General features: G+C 67.7%; 25 protein-coding genes and 5 pseudogenes. 17 read left to right on the top strand and 13 right to left on the bottom strand.

Annotated features, from left to right (window positions below; genetic code table 11):
- Positions 1-400 (bottom strand): annotated as a pseudogene (locus tag KUF83_RS38720) (DNA-directed RNA polymerase subunit alpha); the annotation flags it as partial.
- A gap of 961 nt (positions 401-1361) precedes the next feature.
- Here KUF83_RS38720 and KUF83_RS42730 point away from each other — a divergent pair.
- From KUF83_RS42730 to KUF83_RS38710, 3 genes are all read left to right on the top strand, one after another.
- Entirely contained in the window at positions 1362-1490 is a 129-nt protein-coding gene (locus KUF83_RS42730; RefSeq protein WP_302828599.1) for a hypothetical protein, read from the top strand.
- Positions 1491-1610: 120 nt separating this feature from the next.
- On the top strand, positions 1611-2384 hold the full coding sequence (locus KUF83_RS38715; RefSeq protein WP_254645019.1) for an IS5 family transposase: 774 nt from the start codon (positions 1611-1613) through the stop codon (positions 2382-2384).
- A 74-nt stretch (positions 2385-2458) separates the two neighbouring features.
- A complete protein-coding gene (locus tag KUF83_RS38710) occupies positions 2459-2788 on the top strand; it encodes a hypothetical protein (protein ID WP_217459767.1) in 330 nt (109 codons plus the stop codon).
- Positions 2789-3024: 236 nt separating this feature from the next.
- Here KUF83_RS38710 and KUF83_RS38705 read toward each other — a convergent pair whose 3' ends face one another.
- Positions 3025-3654 carry a class I SAM-dependent methyltransferase gene (locus KUF83_RS38705; protein WP_217459765.1) on the bottom strand — a complete coding sequence of 210 codons (630 nt, stop codon included), beginning with the start codon at positions 3652-3654 and terminating at the stop codon, positions 3025-3027.
- A gap of 164 nt (positions 3655-3818) precedes the next feature.
- On the opposite strand from KUF83_RS38705, the pseudogene KUF83_RS38700 reads away from it, so the two are divergent.
- The 5 genes and pseudogenes from KUF83_RS38700 (at position 3819) to KUF83_RS38680 (ending at position 7167) form a co-directional block, all read left to right on the top strand.
- Positions 3819-5109, top strand: a pseudogene (locus tag KUF83_RS38700) (IS256 family transposase).
- A 28-nt stretch (positions 5110-5137) separates the two neighbouring features.
- Positions 5138-5431, top strand: coding sequence for a hypothetical protein (locus KUF83_RS38695; protein ID WP_217459764.1), 294 nt, complete (start codon positions 5138-5140; stop codon positions 5429-5431).
- Positions 5432-5627: 196 nt separating this feature from the next.
- A complete protein-coding gene (locus tag KUF83_RS38690) occupies positions 5628-6134 on the top strand; it encodes a helix-turn-helix domain-containing protein (RefSeq protein WP_308403339.1) in 507 nt (168 codons plus the stop codon).
- Positions 6135-6338: 204 nt separating this feature from the next.
- Positions 6339-6539: a hypothetical protein gene (locus KUF83_RS38685; RefSeq protein ID WP_217459786.1), complete on the top strand. Its 201-nt coding sequence runs from the start codon at positions 6339-6341 to the stop codon at positions 6537-6539.
- A gap of 343 nt (positions 6540-6882) precedes the next feature.
- Positions 6883-7167, top strand: a complete 285-nt coding sequence (locus KUF83_RS38680; RefSeq protein WP_217459763.1) for a hypothetical protein — start codon at positions 6883-6885, stop codon at positions 7165-7167.
- 103 nt (positions 7168-7270) lie between these two features.
- Here the strand turns inward: KUF83_RS38680 and KUF83_RS38675 are convergent, their stop codons facing one another.
- From KUF83_RS38675 to KUF83_RS38650, 6 genes are all read right to left on the bottom strand, one after another.
- On the bottom strand, positions 7271-7426 hold the full coding sequence (locus tag KUF83_RS38675; RefSeq protein ID WP_217459761.1) for a hypothetical protein: 156 nt from the start codon (positions 7424-7426) through the stop codon (positions 7271-7273).
- A 199-nt stretch (positions 7427-7625) separates the two neighbouring features.
- Positions 7626-8603 carry a hypothetical protein gene (locus KUF83_RS42400; RefSeq protein WP_254645003.1) on the bottom strand — a complete coding sequence of 326 codons (978 nt, stop codon included), beginning with the start codon at positions 8601-8603 and terminating at the stop codon, positions 7626-7628.
- Positions 8604-8714: 111 nt separating this feature from the next.
- Positions 8715-9047 (bottom strand): hypothetical protein, encoded by a 333-nt coding sequence (locus tag KUF83_RS42395; protein WP_254645021.1) that lies wholly within the window; start codon positions 9045-9047, stop codon positions 8715-8717.
- The gene (locus KUF83_RS42390; protein ID WP_374106244.1) at positions 9044-9394 is read right to left on the bottom strand and encodes a GNAT family N-acetyltransferase; all 351 of its coding nucleotides are present in this window, start codon (positions 9392-9394) and stop codon (positions 9044-9046) included. Before KUF83_RS42390 ends, KUF83_RS42395 begins: the two co-directional genes overlap by 4 nt.
- A gap of 198 nt (positions 9395-9592) precedes the next feature.
- On the bottom strand, positions 9593-10129 hold the full coding sequence (locus KUF83_RS38655) for a site-specific integrase (protein WP_217459760.1): 537 nt from the start codon (positions 10127-10129) through the stop codon (positions 9593-9595).
- A gap of 20 nt (positions 10130-10149) precedes the next feature.
- Positions 10150-11499: a mucin-1 gene (locus KUF83_RS38650; protein ID WP_217459758.1), complete on the bottom strand. Its 1350-nt coding sequence runs from the start codon at positions 11497-11499 to the stop codon at positions 10150-10152.
- Between the two features lie 180 nt (positions 11500-11679).
- Between KUF83_RS38650 and KUF83_RS38645 the strand changes: the two genes are divergently transcribed.
- From KUF83_RS38645 to KUF83_RS38625, 5 genes and pseudogenes are all read left to right on the top strand, one after another.
- On the top strand, positions 11680-12702 hold the full coding sequence (locus tag KUF83_RS38645) for a LacI family DNA-binding transcriptional regulator (RefSeq protein WP_217459757.1): 1023 nt from the start codon (positions 11680-11682) through the stop codon (positions 12700-12702).
- 76 nt (positions 12703-12778) lie between these two features.
- Complete coding sequence (locus KUF83_RS38640) at positions 12779-14119, top strand: sugar ABC transporter substrate-binding protein (RefSeq protein WP_217459756.1); 1341 nt, start codon at positions 12779-12781, stop codon at positions 14117-14119.
- Between the two features lie 61 nt (positions 14120-14180).
- Positions 14181-15188, top strand: a complete 1008-nt coding sequence (locus KUF83_RS38635; RefSeq protein ID WP_217459755.1) for a carbohydrate ABC transporter permease — start codon at positions 14181-14183, stop codon at positions 15186-15188.
- Positions 15189-15191: 3 nt separating this feature from the next.
- Positions 15192-16034, top strand: coding sequence for a carbohydrate ABC transporter permease (locus KUF83_RS38630; protein ID WP_217459754.1), 843 nt, complete (start codon positions 15192-15194; stop codon positions 16032-16034).
- Between the two features lie 246 nt (positions 16035-16280).
- A pseudogene (locus tag KUF83_RS38625) lies at positions 16281-16580 on the top strand (transposase); the annotation flags it as partial.
- Between the two features lie 128 nt (positions 16581-16708).
- On the opposite strand, the gene KUF83_RS43155 reads toward KUF83_RS38625, so the two are convergent.
- On the bottom strand, positions 16709-17224 hold the full coding sequence (locus KUF83_RS43155) for a DUF4259 domain-containing protein (protein WP_217459752.1): 516 nt from the start codon (positions 17222-17224) through the stop codon (positions 16709-16711).
- A gap of 499 nt (positions 17225-17723) precedes the next feature.
- Positions 17724-18215, bottom strand: coding sequence for a flavodoxin (locus tag KUF83_RS38615; RefSeq protein WP_308403338.1), 492 nt, complete (start codon positions 18213-18215; stop codon positions 17724-17726).
- A 19-nt stretch (positions 18216-18234) separates the two neighbouring features.
- On the opposite strand from KUF83_RS38615, the gene KUF83_RS42385 reads away from it, so the two are divergent.
- A complete protein-coding gene (locus tag KUF83_RS42385; RefSeq protein ID WP_254645020.1) occupies positions 18235-18393 on the top strand; it encodes a hypothetical protein in 159 nt (52 codons plus the stop codon).
- Between the two features lie 77 nt (positions 18394-18470).
- Here the strand turns inward: KUF83_RS42385 and KUF83_RS38610 are convergent, their stop codons facing one another.
- From KUF83_RS38610 to KUF83_RS38600, 3 genes and pseudogenes are all read right to left on the bottom strand, one after another.
- Positions 18471-19322 (bottom strand): aldo/keto reductase, encoded by an 852-nt coding sequence (locus KUF83_RS38610; protein WP_217459750.1) that lies wholly within the window; start codon positions 19320-19322, stop codon positions 18471-18473.
- Between the two features lie 28 nt (positions 19323-19350).
- Positions 19351-20380 (bottom strand): annotated as a pseudogene (locus KUF83_RS38605) (zinc-binding dehydrogenase).
- A gap of 48 nt (positions 20381-20428) precedes the next feature.
- The gene (locus tag KUF83_RS38600; protein ID WP_217459748.1) at positions 20429-21406 is read right to left on the bottom strand and encodes an aldo/keto reductase; all 978 of its coding nucleotides are present in this window, start codon (positions 21404-21406) and stop codon (positions 20429-20431) included.
- Between the two features lie 216 nt (positions 21407-21622).
- Here KUF83_RS38600 and KUF83_RS38595 point away from each other — a divergent pair, with 216 nt between their 5' ends.
- The 3 genes and pseudogenes from KUF83_RS38595 to KUF83_RS38585 form a co-directional block, all read left to right on the top strand.
- The gene (locus KUF83_RS38595; RefSeq protein ID WP_217459747.1) at positions 21623-22519 is read left to right on the top strand and encodes a helix-turn-helix transcriptional regulator; all 897 of its coding nucleotides are present in this window, start codon (positions 21623-21625) and stop codon (positions 22517-22519) included.
- Between the two features lie 484 nt (positions 22520-23003).
- Positions 23004-23846 carry a class II glutamine amidotransferase gene (locus KUF83_RS38590; RefSeq protein WP_217459746.1) on the top strand — a complete coding sequence of 281 codons (843 nt, stop codon included), beginning with the start codon at positions 23004-23006 and terminating at the stop codon, positions 23844-23846.
- A gap of 124 nt (positions 23847-23970) precedes the next feature.
- Positions 23971-24447 (top strand): annotated as a pseudogene (locus KUF83_RS38585) (hypothetical protein); the annotation flags it as partial.
- Positions 24448-24550: the final 103 nt, after the last annotated feature.

Below are 24550 nucleotides of genomic sequence, written 5' to 3'. Positions count from 1 at the left end.
GCTTGCCCTTGCCGTTGAGCGTGGCGAGGACGAGGTCGGGGTTGTGGACCTCGACACCGGCCGGGGGCGCGATGTCGGCGGCGGTGACCAGGCCCGGGCCCTGCTTGCGCAGGTACATCACGACAGGCTCGTCCTGCTCGCTGCTCACGACGAGTTGCTTGATGTTGAGGATCAGGTCGGTGACGTCCTCCTTGACGCCCGGCACGGTGGTGAACTCGTGCAGGACCCCGTCGATGCGGATGGACGTGACCGCCGCACCCGGGATCGAGGACAGGAGCGTACGGCGCAGGGAGTTGCCGAGGGTGTAACCGAAGCCCGGCTCCAGCGGCTCGATGACGAACCGGGAGCGGAATTCGTCGACGACCTCTTCGGTCAGGGACGGACGCTGAGCAATCAGCACGTGGTGTTGCCTCCAGTGGTTTGGCGCCCGCTATGTGACACCGTGGACACCATGAATGGTACGGGTGGTACGGGCGATCCGGTCTCAGCACGGCCGACCCGTCCGTCTCCCCGACTCAGCGGAGGCTTCGGGCTTCCCTTCCGAGGACGGCCAGGCGGGCGTACGGGGCCGTTCGCGACGGCAGGGCTACTTGCCGACACGAGGGCCGGCGCCGGCGGCGTGTCGTGGGTTGCGACGGTGTGCCGTGATTGGCGGGAGCAGTGGCTCCGGTTTTCCGTCGCACTGCGCCGTTTCGACGAAACCGGGGTGCTTGATTGCCCCTGCCCCAACGGGGCGGAAAATGGGCGAGCCTTGACCCGTCCGGATTCGCCCCCGACGGGTCATCCAGCTTGAGAGATCCAGAAGTTGGCGGACAGCGAGTGCTGGAGCGGCGGACGCACTTGACAGTGCCGTCCGAGGGCGTCCCGCTGTGAGGTGGGCGGTCGGCGCCCCGCTGTTGCCGGCGCCATGGTCGTCGACCGAAGCACCGTCTATCGCTTCATCCCGTCGGCGAACTGCCCGTGGTTGGCCTGCGCCCCGGGATGCGGCGTTCCCGCCTACGTGCCCCCGCTGCCCGGCTCCGGCCCCATCGGCCACCGGCCGGGGCCGGGCGCCCCAGAAAGTTCCCGACGTCCCGTCACGATGGGGACGCGCTTGGCCGGCGAGACAGGGGCGCCGGACGGACTGACCGGGGCATTCCGCCGGGCATCGTCCGGGTGGAGCGTACCGGCCGGGCGTACGGCGAGCTCATGTATCTGGTGCTTGCGTGGGATACGTCCTGCTGCGCCGGCCCGGGCGGCCTCCGGCTCACTTGGAGAGAAGGCACCGGCTGGTCCCACACCTGCTCCGCGCCGGGAGGGGAGCAGCGATCCCGCGCGGCCCGCTCACCGCCCTGCACCGCGTGTATGCGACCCCGGAGGCCGTGACGGATGTGGCTGACGCGCTGGTGTCCCGGCGCTTTCTCGGCTGCGACACGGAATGGCATGAGGAGTGGGGCGGTGCGCACGAGGTGCGCACCGCGATTGACGTCCTCCGGGAGCCGGTCGGCTGACCGGTGCTGGCGGTGGTGGCTTAGGGCTCGGGGTGCGACTACGGCCCGGCGGTGGGCGGCGGCGGGAAGCGCTGCTCTTCTACCGTGCTGTGACTTGTCTGCCACAGCACGCTCAGGAGGCTGATCGATGGGATCCGCTGGCGGGTACGGACTGGTGCCCCATGGCGGGACCTGCCGGGTCAGTACGGGCCGTGGCAGACGGTCTACGGGCTGTTCCGTCGCTGGCAACGCACCGGTGTCTGGGCAGCAGTACTGAGCGGGCTGCAGGCCAGGGCCGATGCCGGCGGGCTGATCACGTGGGAGGCGAATGTCGACTCCACGGTCGGCCGGGCTCACCAGCACGCGGCCGGCGCCCGCCGGAATGGGCATACCCAGAAGGAGCCACCCGGCGGGATCGTCGCAGAGCCGGACGATCACGCACTCGGCCGGTCTCGAGGCGGCCTGGCCACCAAGATCCATCTGGCCTGCGAACAAGACCAGCGGCCCTTGTCGTTGCTGGTCACGGCAGGGCAGCGGGGTGACAGCCCGCAGTTCGTGGCCGTACTGGAAGGCATCCGTGTGCCCCGGCTCGGCGCGGGGCGACCGCGCAGACGGCCGCTGCGGGTCCGTGGTGACGAGGCGTACTCATCGCACGCCAACCGCGCCTACTTACGCCGACGTGGGATCCGAGCCACCATCCCGGAACCGGCCGATCAGGCCAGCCATCGCAGACGCCGCGGCAGCAACGGCGGGCGACCGCCGGCCTTCGACCGCGAGGACTACAAGGCCCGGCACGCGGTCGAGTGCGGCATCAACCGGCTCAAGCGCAATCGGGTGGTGGCCACCCGGTTCGACAAGCTCGCCGTCCGCTTCGAGGCCACCGTCCACATCGCCGCCATCAACGAATGGCTGTGACCTGGCGCTTCCGCACCGCATGCCATCCTGGCGGCGGCAACCCGCAGCACGTCGGCAAGGGAGACAGCGGACCAATGGCGGCTGAGTACTACTGCGCCGACAGCGAGAACGGCCATCACATCGACGACCCGTCCGAGGACGCCTTGTTCGACCTGATCAGCGAACTGAACGACGTGGACAACACGTTCGTCGTCATCCAGCCCGACCAGGACGACCCCGCCTGGTTCGCCTCCGTGGCCGTCCTCGACGAAGGCGGCTACGAGACCGTCCGCCGCGACACCGCCCGCCGCGAACACGAGGTCACCACTGACACCAGCATCGGCCGGATCGCAGGCGACCTCATCATGTGGCTGGCCGCCCGCGATTTCCCCGGACAGCCAACTCGGCAGACCAGCCCGTTCTAAAACACGGCCTAGCTCGACGCGCAGGTCTCCCGGCGGCAGGAGCCCGTTGACCTGGGAATTCTTACCTTCCGGGAGATCGTTGCTCGCATCACTGTGGTGGCCTCACTGCCGCAGTCTTCTTGACCTGGATGGTTGCTGTCTCCGGCGATGCTCGGAAGGTCTGCACCGATCGAAACCGATCGGCCAGAACGCGGCGCTACAGCACGCGAATGACCTACACCACCCCAAGTCACGCGCTATGGGCGGCGGGCCAGAACGTGGGTGTCGAGGAAGCCGCGCTCGGACGCTGGGTCGTGGAGCAGTCGAGCCACCGTGACGAGTCCGGCTCCGGTGAGCAACCCGGCAAACTGCTCCGCCGGCCAGCTGTAGGCGGGCGCCACCTTGTGGTCGAAGCGGACTGGTTGTAGCCCTTCGGTCCCGAAGAAGGACACCAGGAGCAGGCCCCCTGGTGCCAGGACACGTACCTGCTCAGCGAGCAGCGCGGGCAATTCCCCAGGCGGAGTATGGATCATCGAGTAGTGGGCCAGCACTCCGCCGAGGGCGCCGTCCTCGACCGGAAGGGCTTCCATCCGCGCTTCATCGAACCGCAGTGCCGGATGGGCCCGCCGGGCGTGGTCGACCATGGCCGGGGAGAGGTCAAGTCCGAAGGCGTCCAGCCCCAAGTCGTGCAGCATGGCCGTCAAATGACCGGGTCCGCACCCTACGTCGGCTGTCCGCCGATTCCCCGTGCCACGCACAAGCTCGGCGAAGGTGCCGATCATGTTCCGCGCGAACGGCTGCGTCTCCAACCCATTGGCGAACATCGACGCATACAGCTCGACGACCCCGTCGTAGGCCGCCCTGGTCTCGTCCTGGTGTTCTGCCACGGGAAGGAAAGTATCAGCCGCGCCGTACGCGGCCGTTCTCCGGCGCCATACCGGCCCTTCTTCTCAGGATTGATCGTTCCGTCACCTGGTCACGGGACGCCTCGGCAGTTCCGAGAGGGACTGTAAGACGTTCGGTGTAACTCCCGATCATGGAAGATGCATCGATGACCAGTGAGAACGTGTCCGAGTCCGAGGCCGTGGAGCCCACGAGGGCTGCGGCGGCGAAGGCCGTGGACGACCAGTTGATCGACGAACTGGTGGGCCGGGCCCAGGTCGAAGGCCTGCAGCTGACCGGCGAGGGCGGGCTGCTGAGGTAGCTGACCAAGCGGCTGCTCGAGTCCGCTCTCGAAGGCGAGATCACCGACCGCCTCGGCTATGACAAGCACGATCCGGCCGGCAAGGACGGCGGCAACTCCCGCAACGGCAAACGCTCCCAAACCGTGCTGACCGATGTCGGACCGGTGGAGATATCCGTGCCCCGCGACCGTGACGGATCCTTCGAACCGAAGATCGTCAAGAAGCGGCAGAAGCGTCTGACCGGCGTCGACGAGATGGTCGTCTCGCTGGCCGCCAAGGGCTTGACCACCGGCGAGGTCCAGGTTCACCTGGCCGAGGTCTATGGCGCCGAAGTCTCCCGCCAGACCATCTCCACCATCACCGACAAGGTCCTGGAGGGCATGGCCGAATGGCAGAGCCGACCGCTCGACGCCGTCTGTCCGGTCGTCTTCATCGACGCCATCCACGTGAAGATCCGTGACGGCGCGGTGGCCAACCGGCCCATTTACGTGGCCCTGGCCGTCACCACCGAGGGCCGGCGGGAAATCCTGGGGCTGTGGGCGGGCGACGGCGGCGAGGGCGCCAAGCACTGGCTGCACATCCTCACCGAGGTCAAGAACCGCGGGGTGAGCGACGTGCTCATGCTGGTCTGCGACGGGCTCAAGGGCTTGCCCGAGGCGGTCGAGACCGTCTGGCCCCGGACGATCGTGCAGACCTGCGTGGTGCATCTGCTGCGGAACTCCTCCCGCTATGCCGCCCGCCAGGACTGGGACAAGGTCGCCAAGCTTCTCAAGTCCGTCTACACCGCTCCACCGAAGAGGCGGCTCTGGACCGGTTCGCCGAGTTCGCCGATGCCTGGGGCCGGAAGTATCCGGCGATCGTGAAGCTGTGGGAGGACGCCTGGGAGGAGTTCACCCCGTTCTTGCGGTTCGACACCGAGATCCGCCGCATCGTCTGCACGACGAACGCGATCGAGTCGGTGAACGCGCGGATCCGCCGGGCGGTGAAAGCCCGCGGACACTTCCCCAACGAGCAGGCCGCGTTGAAATGCGTTACATGGCGATCATGTCGCTCGATCCCACCGGCAAAGGCCAGGCCCACTGGACCATGCGCTGGAAGACCGCACTGAACGCCTTCGACATCACCTTCGACGGCCGCCTCTCCGCAGCCCGTCAGTAGCCTCAACTAACCCAGTTACACCACTCGTTTGACAGACCCGACCAGCCACGAAGTCGACGTCGCCGTCCACGGCGAGACCCCCGAGGGGCGTCAAGCGCTGCTTGCCATCGGAGAAGCGAAGTGGAGCGAGGTGATGGGGATCGGACACCTGGAGCGCCTGCGGCACATCCGCTCTCTTCTGGTCACGACAGGCGCGGCCACCGAGACGACACAGCTGTATTGCTTCAGCGGCGCCGGCTTCACCGAGGACCTGCACCACCTCGCGAAGAACGATCACGCGATCCAGCTCATCGACCTGCACCGTCTCTACTACGGAGAATGACTTCTTGCTGAGAGGTCGTTCTCCTTCCGAATCTCGTAAGCGGAATTCGCTGGTCAGGGATGGGGCTGCGGCCGTCGCGGGAGCCTCGATTCGTTGCTGAACGAGCTGCCGTGGGGGTGGCGACTGTCGCGAGTGCGCGAAGTACCGTGTGATCTGGTGCTGCGTGCACGGATGGTCGAGCTGGGCCGGGCCGCGGGTGCTGGCCATCGCGGACGACTTGAGGTGCAACCGGAAGACGGTCCGCCGCTGGTTGCACCGCTTCAACGGCTCGGGCCTGGACGGGCTGGAGGATCTGGGCGGGCAGGGCCGCAAACGGCGGATCAGCGAGGCGGAACGCTCGAGGATCATCGGCCTGGTCAAGCAGGCGCCGCCGGGTCGACTGACTGTGCAGGCAGACGGCGAGCCGGCCGCGGAGGATGAGTCCGGGCCGCCGGAGTGGACCCTTGACGCGCTGGCTGCCGAAGCCAGGAATCTGGGCATCGAGGTTGGCCGCAGCCAGGTCCGCCGGATTCTGCTGGCTGAGGGGGTGCGGTGGCGCCGCACCCGGTCCTGGACGAGGTCCAAAGACGCGGACTTCGAGGGAAAGGACCAGGATCATCGAGCTCTACACCTGCCCGCCCGAGCGCGACGGTCGTCTGCGCCGACGGGCAGACCCGCACCACCAACTCGCCTATTGCGGCGCCGGTATGTGTACATCCAATGAGGAATCCAGCACTAGCGGGCGGCGCCGGTCGTGCTGAGAGCGATGGCCTGGTGCGCAAGGTGGGGGAGGTCGATGACGCGGGGGTCGCGGCGCCAGGGCGCCATGGCGCGTACGACGTCGGCGAGGTAGTCGGGGGCGCGGGTGGAGTGTACGTGGCTGCGACTGCGGTTTCAGGAGGACCAGCTGCCGCTCATCGAGGCCCGTATGGACACAGCTACCGGCAACGAGGGCGCGAAGGTTCGCGCGGTGATCGCGACAGCGTTCGGGTGCCTGGATGCCGCATCGATCACGTGGGTCGCCAACGACGGCAAGGGCGAAATCATGGACCTATACGACGAGTGCCTGGCTGCGGTGCGCGGCCGACCCGCAGCGCCAACCAGCCCGGAAACCGTGGACGGAAACTAAGCACATCCGCTGCCACAGACCGGGTCCAGATCCGGATCTCCCAACTGGCGTTGGGTCACGCTGGCGTCATTGGCAACGACACCAGTGGCACGTCCGGTCCGCTACCTGGACTCCACAAGACGCGTGCTTCAAGTCAACCTCCGAAGACTTCCAGCGCCGACCACTTGGCAAGCGGTGAGCTCCCAGCGCACGCCCCATCACCTGGGAACGCCTGGTCGACGTGCCGCTGGTACCTGCCCGGTGACAGCTCTCTGACCGCTGACCAGCTGTAATGATGCTTACCCCGATGTGACATCTGGGGCAGGATTCGGTCATGGAATATCGGATCGAGTGGCCTGTGCCCATGGACGAGGACGACTGGGCGATGCAGGAGGTGAAGGGATGGCTGGATGTGACCGTCGCGTGGGACGGCGGCAGGCAGTTGGTCGAGGTGTACGACCCGGTTCGACTTGCGCAGACAGTAGATCTTGAACTCGACCAGGTCGGGCGCTTCACAGCTAGGTGCCTGCTGGTGGTCCCGAGTGTTACGCGCGAGAACATCGAATCTGCCATGTCCGCGATCGCGGACGAGGGTTTCTTCGATCAGACGCGGTGCAGTGGGACGACGCCGGATGCGTCGCCCCACTGACTTTGACCAGGCCGCGGAGCGTGGAGAGGTGATGCCGGTCAGCACGGCGTAGGCGTTTGCCCAGCCGATCAAGAAGGCACCTGCTCCTGCCAAGAGTGCCCTGTCAGCGTGGGGTGAAGGCGTCGACTGTCAGGGCGCCGCCGTCGTCCACGCGGACCCGGACGGCGAGTTGGGCAAGAACCTGCTCCGGCCCGAGACCGGTGCGGGCGGCAACGACCAGCTCGCCCACCCCTGCAGGCAGAGCACCGTCGGCCTTCACGTGGCCGATGGTGGCAAAGGGCTTGGGTTCGTGGGGTGGTAGCACAGACCGATGTGGGTTCTGGCCTGGGGTGTTGGGGGTTCACTCGGTCGGTTGAGGCTTCTTGGGATGCTTCAGGATTGGGAAGGCGGGGCGGTATCCAAGAGGGCAGAGCGCGCCGGGGCTGGGGGAGGGGTGGTGCATGTGATGGTCCTCCACCTCAAGGATCGTCAAGCACTGTTTCGGGGATGTTCGCCGTGAGCATTTCGTCGATGCAGCTGCGCAGCCCGACGCCGGTGGGGTCGATCCAGGTGAGCCATGGCACCGGCTGGAGCAGGCCGTCGTATTGACGGGTGCCGGGGTCGGTGAGGAGGGCGCGGAGCTCGTCGGGGGCGGGGTGGGTGACCAGGCACAGCCAGGCCAGGCCGGCGCCGATGCGGACCTCGGGCGGTCGTCCGGGATCCGACCATAGGCCCCGGGCCCAACCGGGAGCGTGTTCATCCTGGTGTTCGCGGGCGAGTTGGGCGATCGCCAGGATCAGGCTCACCCGGACTACCGCATCGTCTTCCTTCGCCAGCCTGGACTGCAGTGCAGAGGAGACGTGTGAAAGCTCGCTGGTCGCCGCCAGGACGTAGGCGGTCACGGAGCGGACCTCGGGGTCGGGGTCGGGGTCGGAGAGAAGCGGGAGCAGAAGGTGCAGGTCGTCCGTGACTGCCTGACGGGCGGCCTGGATCGTCCAGTCCACCGGGCACATCGTGCTGCCCTCGATCATCAGGGGATCCTCGGAGACCTGGAGCAGGCCTTCCCGTGATCCGTCCCCCATGTGCTGGCACCGGCCGATCTCGGCGATCAGGCGAAGGGTTTGGGCTCGGAGTTCGGGGCGGGCGGTCGCTGCGATCCTGAGCAGGAACGGCACCGCCAGTGCTCCCACTGCGATCGTGCCGCCCTGGTGGTGAAGACTCGTCCAGAGCTGCCACAGGGCCCTGTCGGCAGCTTCGGCGTCCCCGGACGCGAGCGTGGCGAGCAGGCCGGGGATCTCCTCACCCGGGCCGTAGAAGTGCCGGAACCGCTGCCAGGCGACCTCGTCGTACCTGAACCCGTCCTTGACCTCCCGAGGGATCGCGCTGACGGCCGCCCGCACGTCGCAGTCCGTGCCGACCCACCGTTCCGGCCAGTCGTCCCAACGGTCATCGTCCATGGCTTGGCCTTCCAGTCCATCGACAGCATCCGAACGCCGGGAGTTTAACGACCGGTGATCAAGAGACGGACTGCTTCTGCCGCACTCCGGTGGCACCGCACCACGGCGATGTCATTTCTCGTGAGCATCTGCAGCACTCAAGATCGCCAACTGCTGCCCAAACTGCTGATCAAACGCTGCTACTTGGTTGTAGCGCAGGAGGCCTGCGGTGACGACGGCCCAGTCCAGCAACAGTCCGAGCCGGAATGGCAGATGGTGGCGTGAGCAGAGCAGGAACATTGCATACCGTCGTGAAACGGGTGCACCGACTGCGAGCCCGGTCACAAGCGCTGCCGTGAGTCCGAAAGCGAGCCCGAAGGCGCGCCCGTAGGCGAGTCCGTTCGTGAGCCCGGTCACGAGCTCGAAAGCGAGCCCGAGGGCGATTCCGGTCGCGAGCCCGATCATGAGCTCTGCAGAGGAGTCGTCCCTGATGACGTCCCGAGCTGCGAGACGTGCACCCGGCTGCTGCATGAATCCGGTGGTCGTCCAGGGGGCCCAGTTCGAACCAGCCGAGGAAGGTCCCGGTGGCCTTCTCCTGCGCGGCCCAGAAGCCGGGGGCGCTGATGCACGGGTGGATGTGTAGTTGCCCAGGCAGGGTCCGTGCCTCGATCGCGTCGCGGCTGGTCGGCCGGCCGGCCGCCGTTGATGAAGCGCATGACGTCGGGATCGCTGTCCAGCGTGACCAGGAGGTCGACGTCGGCCTCGGTGAACGGGCGCAGGACGAGCCGTTCAGTCCCCAGGGAAACAGTCATGACGTGATCTTCCGTTGAGGCATTCGGGGCCGCTACTGAATCACCTCATGAGACAACACATCGAGCTGCGACGCGCAGGAATGCCGCAGGACGTGCGGCGTCAGCTTGTGTGTCCAGCTCGGTAGATGCGCTTCGGTCGCGTCCGCGACTCCGTTGTGCGAGGCGTCGTCGCCGACCGGCGCCAGGAGCCCACGACGTTCATTGACGCGACAGCTTCTCCTGGCATGACGACCGGCCCGCGCCCACATCCGACTCAAGGCCCCCATCGTCTTGATCTGGGACAATCGCACCGGGCCGCCGGGGTGCGGGAGTAAGACGAGTCCATTCCCGCGTGGTCCAGCCCCAGTAGGCCCGTCCAGTCTCCGCGCTGTGCGTCAACTGAAGGGCGATCACGTCGAGCATGGCCTGTCGGCGGTGTGTGTGGGGCGAGTCGAGTGCGGCGTTGACCGCCTCGAGCGGTCTCAGCAGCCGTGCGATGACGCGCCAGCCCGGTGCGGTGAGCATCTTTATTCGACAGGCATGAATGTGGTCCATGCCGCGGGCCAGCTGCTCGGCCAGGTCCCGGTCGGAGAGGTGGATGTATTGCAGGGTGGAGTCGGTGTGACGGCGTCCGGCAAAGGACGCGATCGCGTGCAACTCCCAGCGCATGCGGGCCAGATGGGTCAGAGGTAAGTGTTGGGTGGTGTGCGTGGAGAACCGCTCGACACCGGAGGCCGGCGCGAGCTTGCGGAACATTTCCCGATGGGGAGTTCGGGTCAGCGCGGTGACGGGCCGGGCCAGATGGCGGAGGCGTCGTCGCGGTGGGGGTCGGGCAGCCGGATCGGGCGGACGGGGACGGTGTGTTCGCGTCCTTCGGTGACGGCCGTCCACGGGGCGGGGTGCCCGGAGTAGCACAGGGTGGTGAGGGCGAAGACGTTGTCGGCGTAGACCTCGACGTATTCGCCGACGGTGAGGATGCGCAAGGTGGCGGCGGGGTCCGTCAGGACGGTCTCGCCGAGCCGGGTCCGGTCGGGGCCGGTGACCCAGAGGTTCTTGCCGTCGCAGCCCACGGCGAGGGCGCAACGGTCGCCGTCCGGCGTGTCCGTGCGCAGGGTGATCTCGACCGGCCCGGATACGCCTATGTCGCCGACCGCGTGCAGGGTGGGGCGGTCCGTCTCCTCGCCGAGCCAGTTGTCCAGGCCGGGCCACCATTCCAGGCGTGGCGCCGAATCAACCGGCGTGACAAGGGACTTGGGCTGGGCGAGCATGCCGCGGCAGCGGTCACCGGTGTCGTTGAGGCCCACCCGGCGGGGTGTGGTGTGCAGGACGACACGCGTGCCGTCGGGGGCGGGGATGACACGGGGTGCGTACGAGCCGGTCGGTCCGAGCTGGCCGCGGCGGGTCCAGGGCCCGCGCAGGCGGGGGGCGGTCCACGCCTCGAAGCCCCGGGTTGCGCCGATGGAGCCGAGCAGCAGCCAGGTTCCGTCGTCGAGGCGTTCCAGGACCGGGCACTCCAGCTCGTCGACGTCACCGGGTGAGATGAGCGGCGGGTGGACGGTCCAGTGCTCCAGGTCCTCGGAAGTGGCCAGCGCGACGCAGCCGCCGACTTCCACAGGGAGGGAGGCGTCGCTGGCGCAGACGACCATGACCCAGCTGTCGGTCTCGTCGTCGCGTACGACGAACGGGTCGCGCCAGCCCATGTGTTCACCGGTGCGGTACCAGCGCGGATCAGCCTCGACGACCGGCTCGGTCCCGTGGCGACGCCAGGCTGTGCCGTCGGTGCGGTCGGAGTACGCCAGCCCGACCGACTGGAGCGGCCAGCCGCCCGGTGTGAGACCGGAGACGCCCGTGTAGAACATCGCCATTCCGTTGCCGTGAGGGATCGGATGCATGGTCCACACCGCCTGCTGGTCGAAGCGGCCGGGCAGACCGTTGCCGAAAGGGGTGCCCTGGGGCTGCCAGTGGACCAGGTCGGTGGAGGTGGCCCGGCCGTAGGAGGTCTCCATCCGCAGGTGGTCGAAGTCCGGTGTCCAGGGCCCCTGCAGGTGCAGCACCGCGTACGTGCCGTCCTCGTCGCGCAGGACGGCGAAGTCGTTCACGCAGAGGCCGGGCGGGGCGTATCGCATGCGCTGGTCCTGTCGCTCCACAGCGCCCAAACGTGTGCGCTGACGCTGGATAACAAAAAGGTCTCTTGAGGATCGGCCCAAGTAAATATGAACGCAAACGCTTGCGCAACAGGATGGGCGGGTTTACGGTCACGTCACTCACAGATCACACCGATGTGAAATCAACGGGAGGTACCCGCCGTGACGGCCAGCATCACCGATGTCGCCCGCGCCGCCGGAGTCTCGGCGTCCACCGTGTCCCGCGCACTCCGCGGCCGACCGGGGGTGTCGGAGGAGGTACGGGCGCAGATCGCGGAGGTCGCCGCCCAGCTCGGCTACACCGCCTCACGTTCCGCCTCCAGCCTGGCGAGCGGGCGCACCTACACCATCGGAGTCGTGGTCCCGTACGTGGGCCGCTGGTTCTTCGGCACCGTTCTGGACGCCGCCGAGCGCGAGTTCAGTGCCGCCGGCTACGACGTGCTGCTGTACAACCTGGGCTCGCCGGAGACACGCAAGCGTTTCTTCACCAAGCTGCCGGTCCGCAAGCGCGTGGACGCGGTGCTGTCGCTCCTCATTCCCGACGATGCGGAGTCGGCCGCACTGAGCTCACTGGGGGTGCCGCTGGCCACCACGGTCGGCGGCCCCCGGCCCGGTTTCACCGTCGTCGGCATCGACGACCGGGCCGGCACCGAGAGCGCCGTACGGCATCTGGTCAACCTCGGCCACCGCCGCATCGGCATGATCAGCGGCTCCAGCGGACCCCTGCACTGGACCACCCCGGTCGAACGCCGCAACGCCTACCTGGACGTGCTGACCGAGGCCGGGATCGAGCACGACCCGGCCCTGGAGGCCGACGGTGACTACACCGTCGAGGGCGGCGAGCGGGCGATGACCGAACTGCTGGCCGCCTCCCGGCCGCCGACCGCCGTGTTCGCGCAGTCCGACGAGATGGCGATGGGCGCCCTGCGCGCACTGCGCCGTCACCGCCTCAGGGTCCCCGACGACGTGTCGGTCGTCGGCTTCGACGACCACGAACTCGCCGACGTGGTCGGCCTGACCACCGTCGCCCAGCCGGTCGCCGAGCAGGGCGCCCAGGCCGCCCGGCTGCTGCTGCGCCAGCTGGACGAACCCAACGCCGAACCGCCCGCCGAGCAGGTGCAGATGCCCATCCGCCTCGTCCTGCGCGAGACCACCGCCCCGCCGCGCCCGCGCGGCCCGCAGTAGCTGCCTGAGCACTGCACCCCATGCCCGGCAAGCACATCAGCACGTCGAACCCTCGCCACAGCACGGAGGCACAGCCATGAGCTCGAACAGCAGAAAGTACCGCCGCACCGTATGTACAGCCCTGGCCCTGGCCCCCCTGGTGGCCCTGGCCGCCTGCGGCTCGGGCGGCGGCACCGACGCCTCCGCCGAGGCGGGCAGCGGCAAGGGCACCATCAGTGTCTGGGCCCACCAGGGCCAGAAGAGCGAGGCCAGTGCGCTGCAGAACGCGGTGAAGGCCTTCAACTCCTCGCAGAACAAGATCAAGGTCGACCTGAAACTGATCCCCGAGGCCGACTACACCAAGACCATCACCGCCACCGACGCCTCCAAGCTGCCGGACGTGATGGAGTTCGACGGCCCGACCATGGCGAACTTCGTCTACAACAAGAAGCTCGCCCCGATCGACACCTACGTCTCCACCAAGACCATGGACAACGCCACCGACGCGAACAAGGCGCAGGGCGAGGTCGACGGCAAGCACTACGGCCTGGGCATGTTCGACTCCGGGCTCGGCATGTACGGCAACAAGAAGCTGCTGGACGCGGCCGGGGTGAAGTACCCGACCAGCCTGTCCGACGCCTGGACCGCGCAGCAGTTCACCGCCGCGCTCAAGACCCTGAAGGCCAAGGACTCCGACGGCAAGCCCCTCGACCTCCAGGAGACCGGCGGCTACGCCAACGAGTGGGGCACCTACGGCTTCGCCCCGATCGTCTGGTCCGCGGGCGGCTCCCTCATCAAGGACGGCAAGGCGGAAGGCGCCCTCGACACCCCGGCCGTGGTCTCGGCCATGAAGACCTTCCAGTCCTGGAAGACATACGTCGACCCCAACACCGACGGCAACGCCTTCGCCAAGGGCCGCGTCGCCCTGAGCTGGGTCGGCCACTGGATGTACCCCGCCTACAGCAAGGCCCTCGGTGACGACCTCGTCGTCCTGCCGCTGCCCGACTTCGGCAACGGACCCAAGACCGGCCAGGGCTCCTGGGCCTGGGGCATCGGCGCCGACACCAAGAACGCCAAGGCCGCCGGCACTTTCCTGGACACCCTCCTGGATGACGCCAACGTCACCGCCATGACGACCGCCAACGGGGCGGTCCCCGCCACCAGGACGGCACTCGCCAAGAGCAGCCTCTACCAGCAGGGCGGCCCGCTCCAGCTCTTCGCCGACCAGCTCGCCAAGCCCTGCGGCGACAGCGACATCACCTCCTCCTGCGTCGCCGTCACCCGCCCGGTGACCGCCGGATACCCCGTGATCACCACGAAGTTCAGCGAGGCCCTGAACTCCGTCTACGGCGGCGCCGACCCCAAGAGCGCCCTGGAAAAGGCCGCCCGCGCCATCGACCAGGACTTCTCCGACAACGCGGGCTACAAGATCCCGTAGGACCCATCGGCCGGGGCGGGCGCGGCAGCCGCGCCCGCCCCGCCGGGAACAGGACCCTCCCGTGACATCCGTGGAACCCGCGCACTCGGCGCCGCCCGGCCCGGAGCAGACCCCGTCCGTGACACCCGTGAAGCCCGCGCGGACTACGCGATCAGCGCGGCCGGGCCACAGGAACCGAGACTGGCTGCACGGACTGCTCATGTCCGCCCCGGCCGTCGTCGGACTCATCGTCTTCGTCGGGGTGCCGTTCGGCTACGCCGTCGTCCTCTCCTTCTACAACGTCCGCCTCGGCTCCCCGCTGGAACCGACCTGGTTCGGGATCGAGCAGTACCGGCGCCTGTTCACGGATCCGGACCTGTCCGGCCCCTTCCTGCGGGCGCTGAGGAACAACCTGACCTTCGCCGTGGTCGTCGTCCCCGTCCAGACCGCCCTCGCCCTCGGCCTCGCGATCCTGCTCAACCGCAAGCTCAAGGCCATCGGCCTGTTCCGCTCCCTGTTCTTCATGCCGGTCGTCTTCCCCATGGCGCTCGTCGCCGTGATCTGGCGCCTCATCCTTGCCCGCAGCGACGAGGGCATGCTCAACTCCGCGCTGGACGCGGTGAGTTTCGGCAACTGGGGCGCCTTCGACTGGCTCGGAGACTCGGCCACCGCGATGGCCTCGATCATCGTCCTGTCCATCTGGCAGGGCGTCGGCTTCCAGATGGTCATCCTCCTGGCCGGCCTCCAGCAGATCCCGGGCGAGCTCTACGAGGCCGCCGAACTCGACCGCGCCACCCGCTGGCAGCAGTTCCGCCACGTCACCCTGCCCGGCATCCACGGCACCCTCGTCTTCGTCGTCATGCTCACCTCGGTGCTCTCCTTTCGCGTCTTCGACCAGGTCTACGTCCTTGTCCGCGGCGGCGGGCTCGACGAGGACGCCACCCGCACCGTGATGTACCAGGCCGTCACCACAGCCTTCGACCAGAACAACATCGGCCAGGCGTCCGCGATCACCGTCGTCTTCTTCCTGATCGTCGTCGTCCTGACGCTCATCCAGCGCCGCGTCGTCCGGCCCGGAATCGAGGACTGACCCATGGGCACCACCCCTACGCCCCTGCGCCGTTTCATGGACTACGCCGTACTCAGTGTGCTGGCCCTCGTGTTCGTGCTGCCCGTGATCTACCTGTTCCTGGGCAGTCTCAAGCCGTCCGACGAGGTCCTGGGCGGCCTGTCCGGCTTCCTCCCCACCAACCTGTCCCTCGACAACTACTCCGCCGTCCTGAGCAGCCTCAACTCCGACAGCACCGGCTACTTCTGGCGCTTCATGGGCATCTCGCTGCTGCTGGCGTTCGTCGTCGTCACCGGCGGCCTGTTCGTCAACTCGATGGCGGCATACGGCCTTTCCCGGCTCAAGTGGCGCGGCCGGGAAGCCGTCTTCACACTCGTCCTGCTGCTGATGCTGGTCCCGTTCGAGTCGGTGGCCGTCCCGCTCTTCTACATGTTCAACGACCAGCGCAACACCCTGTACATCCTGGCGCTCCCCTTCATCGCCAACGCCTTCTCCGTCTACCAGTTCCACACGTTCTTCCGCACGATCCCACCGAGCATCGAGGAAGCCGCCCGCATCGACGGCGCTGGCCCCTGGCGTACCTTCTTCGCCATCATCGTCCCCATGTCGAAGCCGGCCTTCGCCTCCGTGGCGATCCTGACCTTCCTCATCCAGTGGGGCTCCTTCCTATGGCCGGTACTGATGGTCTCCGACCCGTCGGTGCGGCCACTGCCGCTGGAGATGAGCGTCTTCCAGGGCCAGCAGCCCCCGGACTGGGGCCAGATCCTCGCCTTCGGCGTCCTCCTGATCCTGCCCGTCCTGGTGGTCTTCGCCTTCTTCCAACGCTGGTTCGTCCAAGGCGTCGCCAGCTCCGCCGTCAAGGGCTGAGCGAAAACCGAGAACCTGCATGTCTCGGCCAGTACCACTGGTGGAGCCAGCCCGCGCTACCGGCGTGGTGGCGGGGGGCTGCGGCCGAACAAGGCCTGCCTCACGAGTTCGGACGCCCTCCCTGCCCACTTCCTGCCGGCGCTGTGACCTCCTCGGGTCATCGGATTGTGGGCGGTGCCTTGTGGGGGTGGGTGGCGGGGGACTGTAAGACGTTCGGTGTAACTCCCGATCATGGAGGATGCATCGATGACCGGTGAGAACGTGTCCGAGTCCGAGGTTGTCGAGCCCACGAAGGTTGTGTCGGCGGAGGCTGTGGACGACCAGTTGATTGACGAGCTGGTTGGCCGTGCCCAGGCCGAGGGCTTGCAGCTGACCATGCGGCTGCTGGAATCCGCCCTGGAAGGCGAGATCACCGGCCACCTCGGCTATGACGAATACGATGCGGGCGGGAAGAACGGCGGCAACTCCCGTAGTGGCAAACGCTCCAAGACGGTGCTGACGGATGTCGGCCCGGTGGAGATAACAACCCACGGTGACCAGGCCGGAGGCCGCCGGAAGATTCGCGACACCTCACCATGCGAGCCCTCCAGTCCCGAGGCCGAAATAGGCAGCCCCGGGGGAGGGGAGGCGGCTGGCGTGGGGTCCGTCACCGCGGCACGGACCCCACGCCGAACCTACCTGGCATTCTGGCGGGACGTCTGGTGGAGCTCGGAGAGGTCCTCATAGCTCTGCTCACGAGAACCGGCTCTGGTCCAATTCTTGTGGCGCGGATACTTTCCGTGACCGATCGGTCTGAGGGCCTCCGCGATCCGTTGGACTTCGTGGCGCCACTGAACGGCGTCGGCACTGTCCACCCAGCCGGTCAGCAGTTCCGATCCGTCTTGGAGTACACACTGCAGAGCGAGCACTGCTGACGTGCGGAGAGCCAACGGAAGCTGCGGCAGAGGTTCTCCAGGTCCGTCATCAGGGTCGATCACAATCCCGCTGCCCGGGACTGTGCTGGCAACGAGAGCCGCGGCGGCCACCGCTTCGGTGCCGTCGCCGCCATCCACGCGTGCTCCGGAATCCGTGACTCGGTGGAATGCTCGCTCGAGCAATTCGATGACCTTCTGAGAATTCAGTCCCTCGAGTTCATCGACGAAGTCGGCAGCGAGATCGCTGTCGAATGGGCCTGTTCCCCACGTGCCCATGCTCGGCTCCTGGTATCGCTCTCGCGGACGAAGCCAGCATGCCAGCAGACACTGACAAACGCTCACATGGCCAGGAGGACCCGTTTGCGAAGAAGTTCGAATCCTGCGCGGCCGAACATCTGACGCTTGAGCATTTTGATCCGGTTGACGCCTCGAGCCTTGTTCCCCCGATGCGTAGGGGGAACAGGGCTCGAGGCATGAAGATCAGGGCGGGTGTCGGTGGCGCTACCGGGCGGTCAGGATTTCTGACCCCTGCGACTCTCACCTGGCTGCGGCCTCAGCTTGGTCCGACGCTGCGGTAACCGTCCGGTTGGCAGCGGTCAGCCGCTTCGCGATACGGCGCATCTCCTCCTCCAAGGGCTCCAAGTGCTCCATGTGCTCGCGGGTCACAACCGTGTGCGAGGACGACGAACAGCTGTGAGTGCTGGGGCCGGACGGGCTGTGACGGGCCCGGCAGGAGCGTCTACCGGTTGGGCAGCCGGATACGTCGTATCCATGCCTAGACTTCGGTGTCGGCGTCTTTGACCTCTTCGCCGCGTACCGCGAGGCCCTCGGCGATGGTCGTGCCGGGGCAGGAGGCGGCGTAGTCGCGTTCGGTGGTGCCCAGGCCGCTCATGGCGTGAGTGGTGACCGGGTGGATGGTCTTGCCTTGGAAGTCGAGGTCTTCGGTGAACGTCGTCATGATCATGGGTGCTCGGACGTTCCAGATGGGGCTGGCCAGGAGGATGGTGTCGTAGTTGTCGAGTGAGGGCAGGCGGCCTTCGATGGCTGGGCGGGCGTCGGTGTCCTGCTCGCGGAGGTTGCGCTTTACGGTCGCGTCGTAGTCGTGCGGGTAGGGGTTGGCGGCCTGGATGCGGTAGGTGTCGCAGCTGATACGGCTGCCGATCTTGTGGGCGAGCACCTCGGTGTTGCCGACCTTCAGGTCGGTACGGCCGCCGTTGTGGTAGTTCACGCCCGGTCGGGAGAAGTAGGCCAGCAGTACTCGTTTCACGCTGCCTCCGGTCGTCGCGGTGGACTCGGAGGATGCGCTGGAGCGAGGTGAGGACGGTGAGCAGCCCGCCAAGTGGGTCGCACTCGCGGTGGCGGTTGCGGTCGCCAGTGCGCTGCGCAGGACGGTGCGCCGGCTCGGCACGGCGGTGTGCGTGATCACGATGGACTGCTCCCGGTGAACCGTTGTGGAGTGGAGGCCGGGGCGTGCGCCCCGGACGTTGGTTTCAGGGCGCACTCGGCCAGCAAGGAGCGCCGTTCAGTTGTCGAGACGGCGCCCTGCGAGCCAGGTGACCATCTCGGGGTCGTGGTGGTCGAAGAAGAGGGAGCTGCCGGTGTCGAGGGTGGCGATCTGGGCCATCTGCTCGTCGGTGAGCCGGAAGTCGAAGACGTCGATGTTCTCGGCCATGCGCTCGGCCCGCACGGACTTGGGGATGGCGATGACGCCGCGCTGGGTGAGCCAGCGCAGCACGACCTGTGCGACGGACTTGCCTTGCTCCTTGCCGATCTCGGCGAGCAGGGGGTTGGTGAAGAGGCCGTCCTTGCCCTCGGCGAAGCCGCCCCAGGACTGGATCTGCACGCCGTGCTCGCGCATGAGGGCCTGGTAGTCGAGGCGCTGGAAGAAGGGGTGGGTCTCGATCTGGTTGACCTGCGGGGTGATCTCGTTGTTGAGGATCAGGTCGATCAGGCGGTCGGGGTAGAAGTTGGCGACCCCGATCGCCTTCGTCAGCCCTTCGCGGTTGAGGGCCTCCATCGCGCGCCACTGGCCGTAGACGTCGCCGAAGGGCTGGTGCATCAGGTACAGGTCGAGGTGGTCCAGGCCCAGCTTGTTCAGGGACGTCTCGAACGCGCGGCGGGTGTTGCCCTCGGCGGGGGCGTCCTGGACCCACAGTTTGGTGGTGACGAAGAGCTCCTCGCGCGCGATGCCGCTGGACTTGATGGAGCGGCCTACGGCTTCTTCGTTGCCGTAGGCGGCGGCGGTGTCCAGCAGTCGGTAGCCGGCGGCCAGGGCCTCGGAGACGGCGCGCTCGGTGTCCTCAGCGGGGATCTGGTAGACGCCGAAGCCGAGGAGCGGCATCTGGACGCCGTTGTTGAGGGTGACGGTCTGCATGAGGGAGATGTCCTTCGCTGCGCGGGGGTCAGGGGCGGATGAGGGCCTTGAGGACCTGGCGGTCGGCCATGGCCCGGTAGGCGTCCGAGGTCTGGGCGAGGGGGAAGGTCTGGTCGAAGACGCGGCCGGGGGTGATGGTGCCGTCCAGGACGTCGGCGAGCAGTTCCGGGATGTAGGCGCGGGCGGGGCTGGCGCCGCCGGTCAGGGTGACGTTGCGCATGAACTCCGCCGGGCCGATCGGACCCTGCTCGTACTGGGGAACGCCCAGGCGGCTGATGGTGCCGCCGTCCAGGACCGCGCCGAGTGCGGTGTCCAGGGCCTGGCGGGTGCCGACGGCCTCGATGACCTTGTCCACTCCGCCGGTCAGCTCGCGGATGCGGGCGATGCCCTCCTCGCCGCGCTCGGCGATCACGTCCGTGGCGCCGAACTCGCGGCCCAGGCCGGTGCGGGCTACGTGGCGGCCGGCGAGCACGATCCGCTCGGCGCCGAGCCGCTTGGCGGCGATGACCGCGCACAGGCCGACCGCGCCGTCCCCGACGACCAGTACCGCATCGCCGGTGCCGACGCCTGCGGTGACGGCGCCGTGGTGGCCGGTGGTCATCACGTCAGAGAGGGCCAGCAGCGACGGCAGCAGCGCCGAGTCGGCGGCCACCGGCAGTTTCACCAAGGTGCCGTCCGCGTAAGGGACGCGAACAGCTTCGCCCTGGCCACCGTCGACACCGTCGAAGCCGTACCGGCCGCCGTTGCGGCACGAGATGTGCAGGCCCTTGGCACAGTAGTCGCAGGTGTTGTCGCTGTAGGTGAACGGGGCGACGACCAGATCACCGGCCTTCAGGCCGGTCACGTGCGCGCCGGTCTCCTTGATGACGCCGAGGAACTCGTGGCCCATGGGGCGACCGGCGTCGGTGGCGGGCATGGACGCGTAGGGGCCACAGGTCGCTGCCGCACACGCACGCGGCGAGCGTGCGCACGACCGCGTCGTCCGGTTGGGCGATCTTCGGGGCAGGCCGGTTCGCGACGCGGACGTCGCCGGCTCCGTACATCACTGCTGCACGCATGAGGGTGCTACTCCAAGCGAGGATCGTGCTGGGGTCGGTACGACGGGTTCAGCGTTCGAGCATGCGGGCCTGGGCCTCGGTGTGGGTGTCGCCGTAGGCAGGCGGCAGACTGCTCAGCCTGTCGAGCTGCTTGGCGGTCAGCGTGACGGCGTCGGCGGCGGTGTTCTCCTCGACCCGGGTCACGCGCTTGGTGCCGGGGATCGGAGCGATGTTGTCGCCCTGGGCGAGCAGCCAGGCCAGCGCCACCTGGGCGGGCGTGGCGCCGACCTCGGTGGCCAGGGCCTTGACCTCGTCAGCGAGCGCCAGGTTGCGCTGGAAGTTCTCGCCCGTGAAGCGCGGGTTGTCGCGCCGGAAGTCGCCTTCGTCGAACTGGTCGGTGGAGCGGATGGTGCCGGTCAGGAAGCCGCGTCCGAGTGGGGAGAACGGCACGAGGCCGATGTTCAGCTCCCGCAGGACGGGCAGCACGTGCCCCTCGATCCCGCGAGTGAACAGGGAGTACTCGGACTGCACCGCGGTGACCGGCTGCACTGTGTGGGCGCGGCGGATTGTGTCCGGGCCCGCCTCGGAGAGGCCAAAAGCCCGTATCTTGCCCTCGGTGATCAGCTCGCCCACCGCGCCGGCGGCCTCCTCGATCGGTGTGTTCGGGTCCACCCGGTGCTGGTAGTACAGGTCGATGTGGTCGGTGCCCAGCCGCTTGAGGGAGCCCTCGACCGCGGTGCGGATGTTGGCCGGGCCGGAGTCCAGGTTCCAGGCACCGTCGCCGGCGTGCGAGACCAGGCCGAACTTGGTGGCGAGCACCACCTTGTCCCGGCGACCCTTCAGTGCCCGCCCGAGCAATTCCTCGTTGGTGTAGGGGCCGTAGATCTCGGCGGTGTCGATGAGCGTGACGCCCAGCTCCAGCGCCCGGTGCACGGTCCTGATCGACTCCTCGTCATCGGCGCCCGAGCCGGTGTAGCCGTGGGACATGCCCATCGCGCCCAGCCCGATCCGGGAAACCTCCAGGTCACGCAGCTTGATGTACCGCATCTCGCCCTCTTCCGATCATGGGTCTCGCCTGGTCTCTCACTCTCGCCCGGCCCAGCAGGTCGTGCCCGTCGCAGTTCGGGCGACGAGAGGGTCCGGCGTCTTCCTCTTTCACCTTCGCCTTGATTGCTCCGGTGTGGCAGGGCGGGCTCTTCGGGGGTAATGACAGGGCCCCTCTCCCGCCCGCGAAACAGGTGCCCGGCGGGTGAGACTGGAGTCATGGCATCGACGAGCGCGCGCAGCGAGGGCGCCGAGCTGGGACGTTTCCTGCGTGCCCGCCGCACCCAGACCAATCCCGAACACGTCGGCCTCACCGTCGGCGCCGGCATCCGCCGCACCCCCGGCCTGCGCCGCGAGGAGCTGGCCACCCTCGCCGGGATCAGCATCGACTACTACGTACGCCTGGAACGCGGCAAGGAGACCCGCCCCAGTCCCGCAGTGCTCGACTCACTCGCCCGCGCTCTGCACATGGACGACCAGGAGCACCAGCATCTGCGTGAGCTCGCCGCACGTGCCGCCCGCTACGCGCCCGAGCCGCCTTCGGCCCCGAGCCGCACTGTGCGCCCCCACCTGAAACTGCTGCTGGAGTCACTGCGGCCGAACCCGGCCTACGTCATCAGCCGCAGCATGGACATGCTCGCCTGGAACCCGGGCGGTCTCGCCCTGTACGCGGGCCTGGAGGACTGGCCGGCCAAGCACCGCAACCTGGCCCGCTACATCTTCCTCCACCCGGCCGCGCGAGATCTCTTCGGTGACTGGGACCGCCAGATCACCGGCTGCGTCGCCCGGCTGCGCGCTGTCGCCGGCACCGCCCCTGACGCTCCTGACCTGACCAACCTTGTTGGCGAGCTCCTTCTCAAGAGCTCCGACTTCGCCCGGCTGTGGGAGCGTTACGAAGTGACCGGCCGCAAGCCCGCGCAGAAAACCTTCCAGCACCCCCGCGTCGGCACGGTCACGCTCACCTCCCAGTCCATGCACCTGGAAGGCACCCCCGGCCAACGCATCGGCGTCTACACCGCCGAACCCGGCACACCTGACCACGACGCCATGCTGCTGCTCGACATGACTGCGCCCGTGGCCGCACCCAGCACGGATATTCCGCACACGTCACCCTGACCGGCGACAGGCGAGGAACGCGGGGCCCGCTGCGCGCCGGCTGCTGCGCTGCGGCATGAGGGAGAGCGTTCCATGCTGCCCGCCCGCCAGATACGCGGGCGCGCAGGTTGCCACACGGAACTGCGACTGAGGCCCGCGTTGCACGGCTGTACTGGGCAGACACCCGAGTACCTGCACTGCGAGCGGGCGTCATTGCAATCTGAGCTTTCTGCGATGGCCGTCCGATCCGTGCCCGCATGGCGGAGCGTGGCGAGGAAGGCGAAAATGGGATGGCCGGACAGGAGATGCCCGACCAGCGGGCACGGCACTCGCTCTCAGCGCGGGGATAGCGCCAACCCATCCCCAGCGCCGTTGAAGCAGTCCCGGCAGGGAGCGTTGGCGTAGCAGACAGTGACCGGCGACTCGATGAAAACTCCGGAAACCGGGTGCGGGCCGTCAACGTATTTCCGCGTGTGGCAGGTACAGGTAGGACAGGTGGTCGCTCATGTGCCGATGGCTTGCATACTCGGGAACGCCCTTGCTGCTCGACACCATCCTGTACAAACCGGCCCACTCGCTGATCGATCAGAGCCTCCACTCAAGACTGGGTGTCGAGACGACGAACGGCGACGGTTTCGGCATCGGTTGGTACCCGGCGGGAAGCATCGACACCCCGGCCCTGCTCAGGGACCTCGGCCCCGCCTGGAACAACCGCAACCTGCGGGAGATCGCGGATCATGTCCGCTCCCCGTTGTTCTTCGCCCACATACGGGCGTCGACCGGCACGGCGGTGCAGCAGACGAATTGCCACCCGTTTCGGCACGGCCGCTGGATGTGGATGCACAACGGTGCCATCACAGGTTTCCACGTCATGCGACGCGAGCTGTCGCTGCTTGTCGACCCTGAGATGTACCCCGACATCGAAGGAACGACGGACTCGGAGGTGATGTTCTACCTGGCGCTCACCTTCGGCCTGGACCAGGATCCGCCGGGGGCCGTGGCCCGGATGGTGGGAGTGGTGGAGCGCAGCGGCCGCGACCACGGTGTGGAGTTCCCGCTCCAGATGACGATCGCCGTCACTGACGGCGAACGCGTATGGGCCTTCCGCTACTCGAGCCAGGGCGCTTCCCGGTCATTGTTCTACAGCACTCGCGTGGACGCGCTGCGCAAGCTGCACCCCGACATGGCATTCCTGCAGGAAGTGTCCGACGAGACCCGCCTCATCGTGTCCGAACCTCTCGGTGATCTGCCTGGTGCCTGGAACGAGGTACCCGAGAGCAGCTATGGCGTCGTACATGCAGGCGGAGCGGCCGACGAACTGCATCCCTTCGCTCCAGAACCGGCCTGACACGCCGGCTGTCTCTCAGTCGTGGCACTTCCAGGGGGCCGCAGACTACGACGGGGGGTGCCCCTAGGTCTTTGGTCAGATAAACGGGGGTGCGTTGCCGCTGGGGGCCGGGCAGCATGGCGGGGTGGCTGATCTGCTGTGGGCTGACGTGCGCGGCTTCTTCGACCCGGACTTGATGGGGGCGCCGCCGGACGTGCGTGTCCCGAATACATCGGTGGCGGACTGGCAGTTGGTCCTCGATCTTGTCGCGGAGAAGGGCTGGAAGAGCCAGTACTCCGAGGGAGAGACGGTGTTTCCGGTGCCCCGGGCTGAGGCTGTGCTGTCTCGTCCGGCGGATGCCGAGTGCTCGGACCTGCAGGTCTGGCTGCCTGCCGATGTAGTGGCGATCTTCCGCTTCCATACCCACGATGAAGTCGACGTCGACCTGCGGGAGTTGCAGGGTCAGGAGCGACTTGATGTGTTCTGCGGCTTCCTTCGGGAGATCGGGCGGCGGCTGGGCAAGCCGGTGCTGATGGATCCGGAAGGCGACTATGGCCGTCCGGTGCTTGGCTTCGACGTCGAGGCCGACCGAGTCGTTCTCTTCGCAGACTCGCAGACTCGCAGACTCGCAGACTCGCAGACTCGCAGACTCGCAGACTCGCAGACTCGCAGACTCGCAGACCCCCGCAGGTCAGGTGACGAGGGCTGACGGCTGCGGTTTGTAA

Source organism: Streptomyces sp. BV286 (assembly GCF_019090165.1).
Lineage (GTDB): Bacteria > Actinomycetota > Actinomycetes > Streptomycetales > Streptomycetaceae > Streptomyces.
Note: the sequence above shows the minus strand (reverse complement) of the source record. Positions and strands in the feature narration are given on the sequence as shown.

What these genes read in the sequence shown, in the direction of transcription:
- KUF83_RS38710 (WP_217459767.1), top strand. Translation starts at nt 2,459, where the DNA reads ATGGCGGCTGAGTACTACTGCGCCGACAGCGAGAACGGCCATCACATC.
- KUF83_RS38685 (WP_217459786.1), top strand. Translation starts at nt 6,339, where the DNA reads ATGGACACAGCTACCGGCAACGAGGGCGCGAAGGTTCGCGCGGTGATC.
- KUF83_RS38680 (WP_217459763.1), top strand. Translation starts at nt 6,883, where the DNA reads ATGGACGAGGACGACTGGGCGATGCAGGAGGTGAAGGGATGGCTGGAT.
- KUF83_RS42400 (WP_254645003.1), bottom strand. Translation starts at nt 8,603, where the DNA reads ATGGACGATGACCGTTGGGACGACTGGCCGGAACGGTGGGTCGGCACG.
- KUF83_RS42395 (WP_254645021.1), bottom strand. Translation starts at nt 9,047, where the DNA reads ATGATCGGGCTCGCGACCGGAATCGCCCTCGGGCTCGCTTTCGAGCTC.
- KUF83_RS42390 (WP_374106244.1), bottom strand. Translation starts at nt 9,394, where the DNA reads ATGACTGTTTCCCTGGGGACTGAACGGCTCGTCCTGCGCCCGTTCACC.
- KUF83_RS38655 (WP_217459760.1), bottom strand. Translation starts at nt 10,129, where the DNA reads ATGTTCCGCAAGCTCGCGCCGGCCTCCGGTGTCGAGCGGTTCTCCACG.
- KUF83_RS38650 (WP_217459758.1), bottom strand. Translation starts at nt 11,499, where the DNA reads ATGCGATACGCCCCGCCCGGCCTCTGCGTGAACGACTTCGCCGTCCTG.
- KUF83_RS38640 (WP_217459756.1), top strand. Translation starts at nt 12,779, where the DNA reads ATGAGCTCGAACAGCAGAAAGTACCGCCGCACCGTATGTACAGCCCTG.
- KUF83_RS38630 (WP_217459754.1), top strand. Translation starts at nt 15,192, where the DNA reads ATGGGCACCACCCCTACGCCCCTGCGCCGTTTCATGGACTACGCCGTA.
- KUF83_RS43155 (WP_217459752.1), bottom strand. Translation starts at nt 17,224, where the DNA reads ATGGGCACGTGGGGAACAGGCCCATTCGACAGCGATCTCGCTGCCGAC.
- KUF83_RS38610 (WP_217459750.1), bottom strand. Translation starts at nt 19,322, where the DNA reads ATGCAGACCGTCACCCTCAACAACGGCGTCCAGATGCCGCTCCTCGGC.
- KUF83_RS38600 (WP_217459748.1), bottom strand. Translation starts at nt 21,406, where the DNA reads ATGCGGTACATCAAGCTGCGTGACCTGGAGGTTTCCCGGATCGGGCTG.
- KUF83_RS38595 (WP_217459747.1), top strand. Translation starts at nt 21,623, where the DNA reads ATGGCATCGACGAGCGCGCGCAGCGAGGGCGCCGAGCTGGGACGTTTC.
- KUF83_RS38590 (WP_217459746.1), top strand. Translation starts at nt 23,004, where the DNA reads ATGTGCCGATGGCTTGCATACTCGGGAACGCCCTTGCTGCTCGACACC.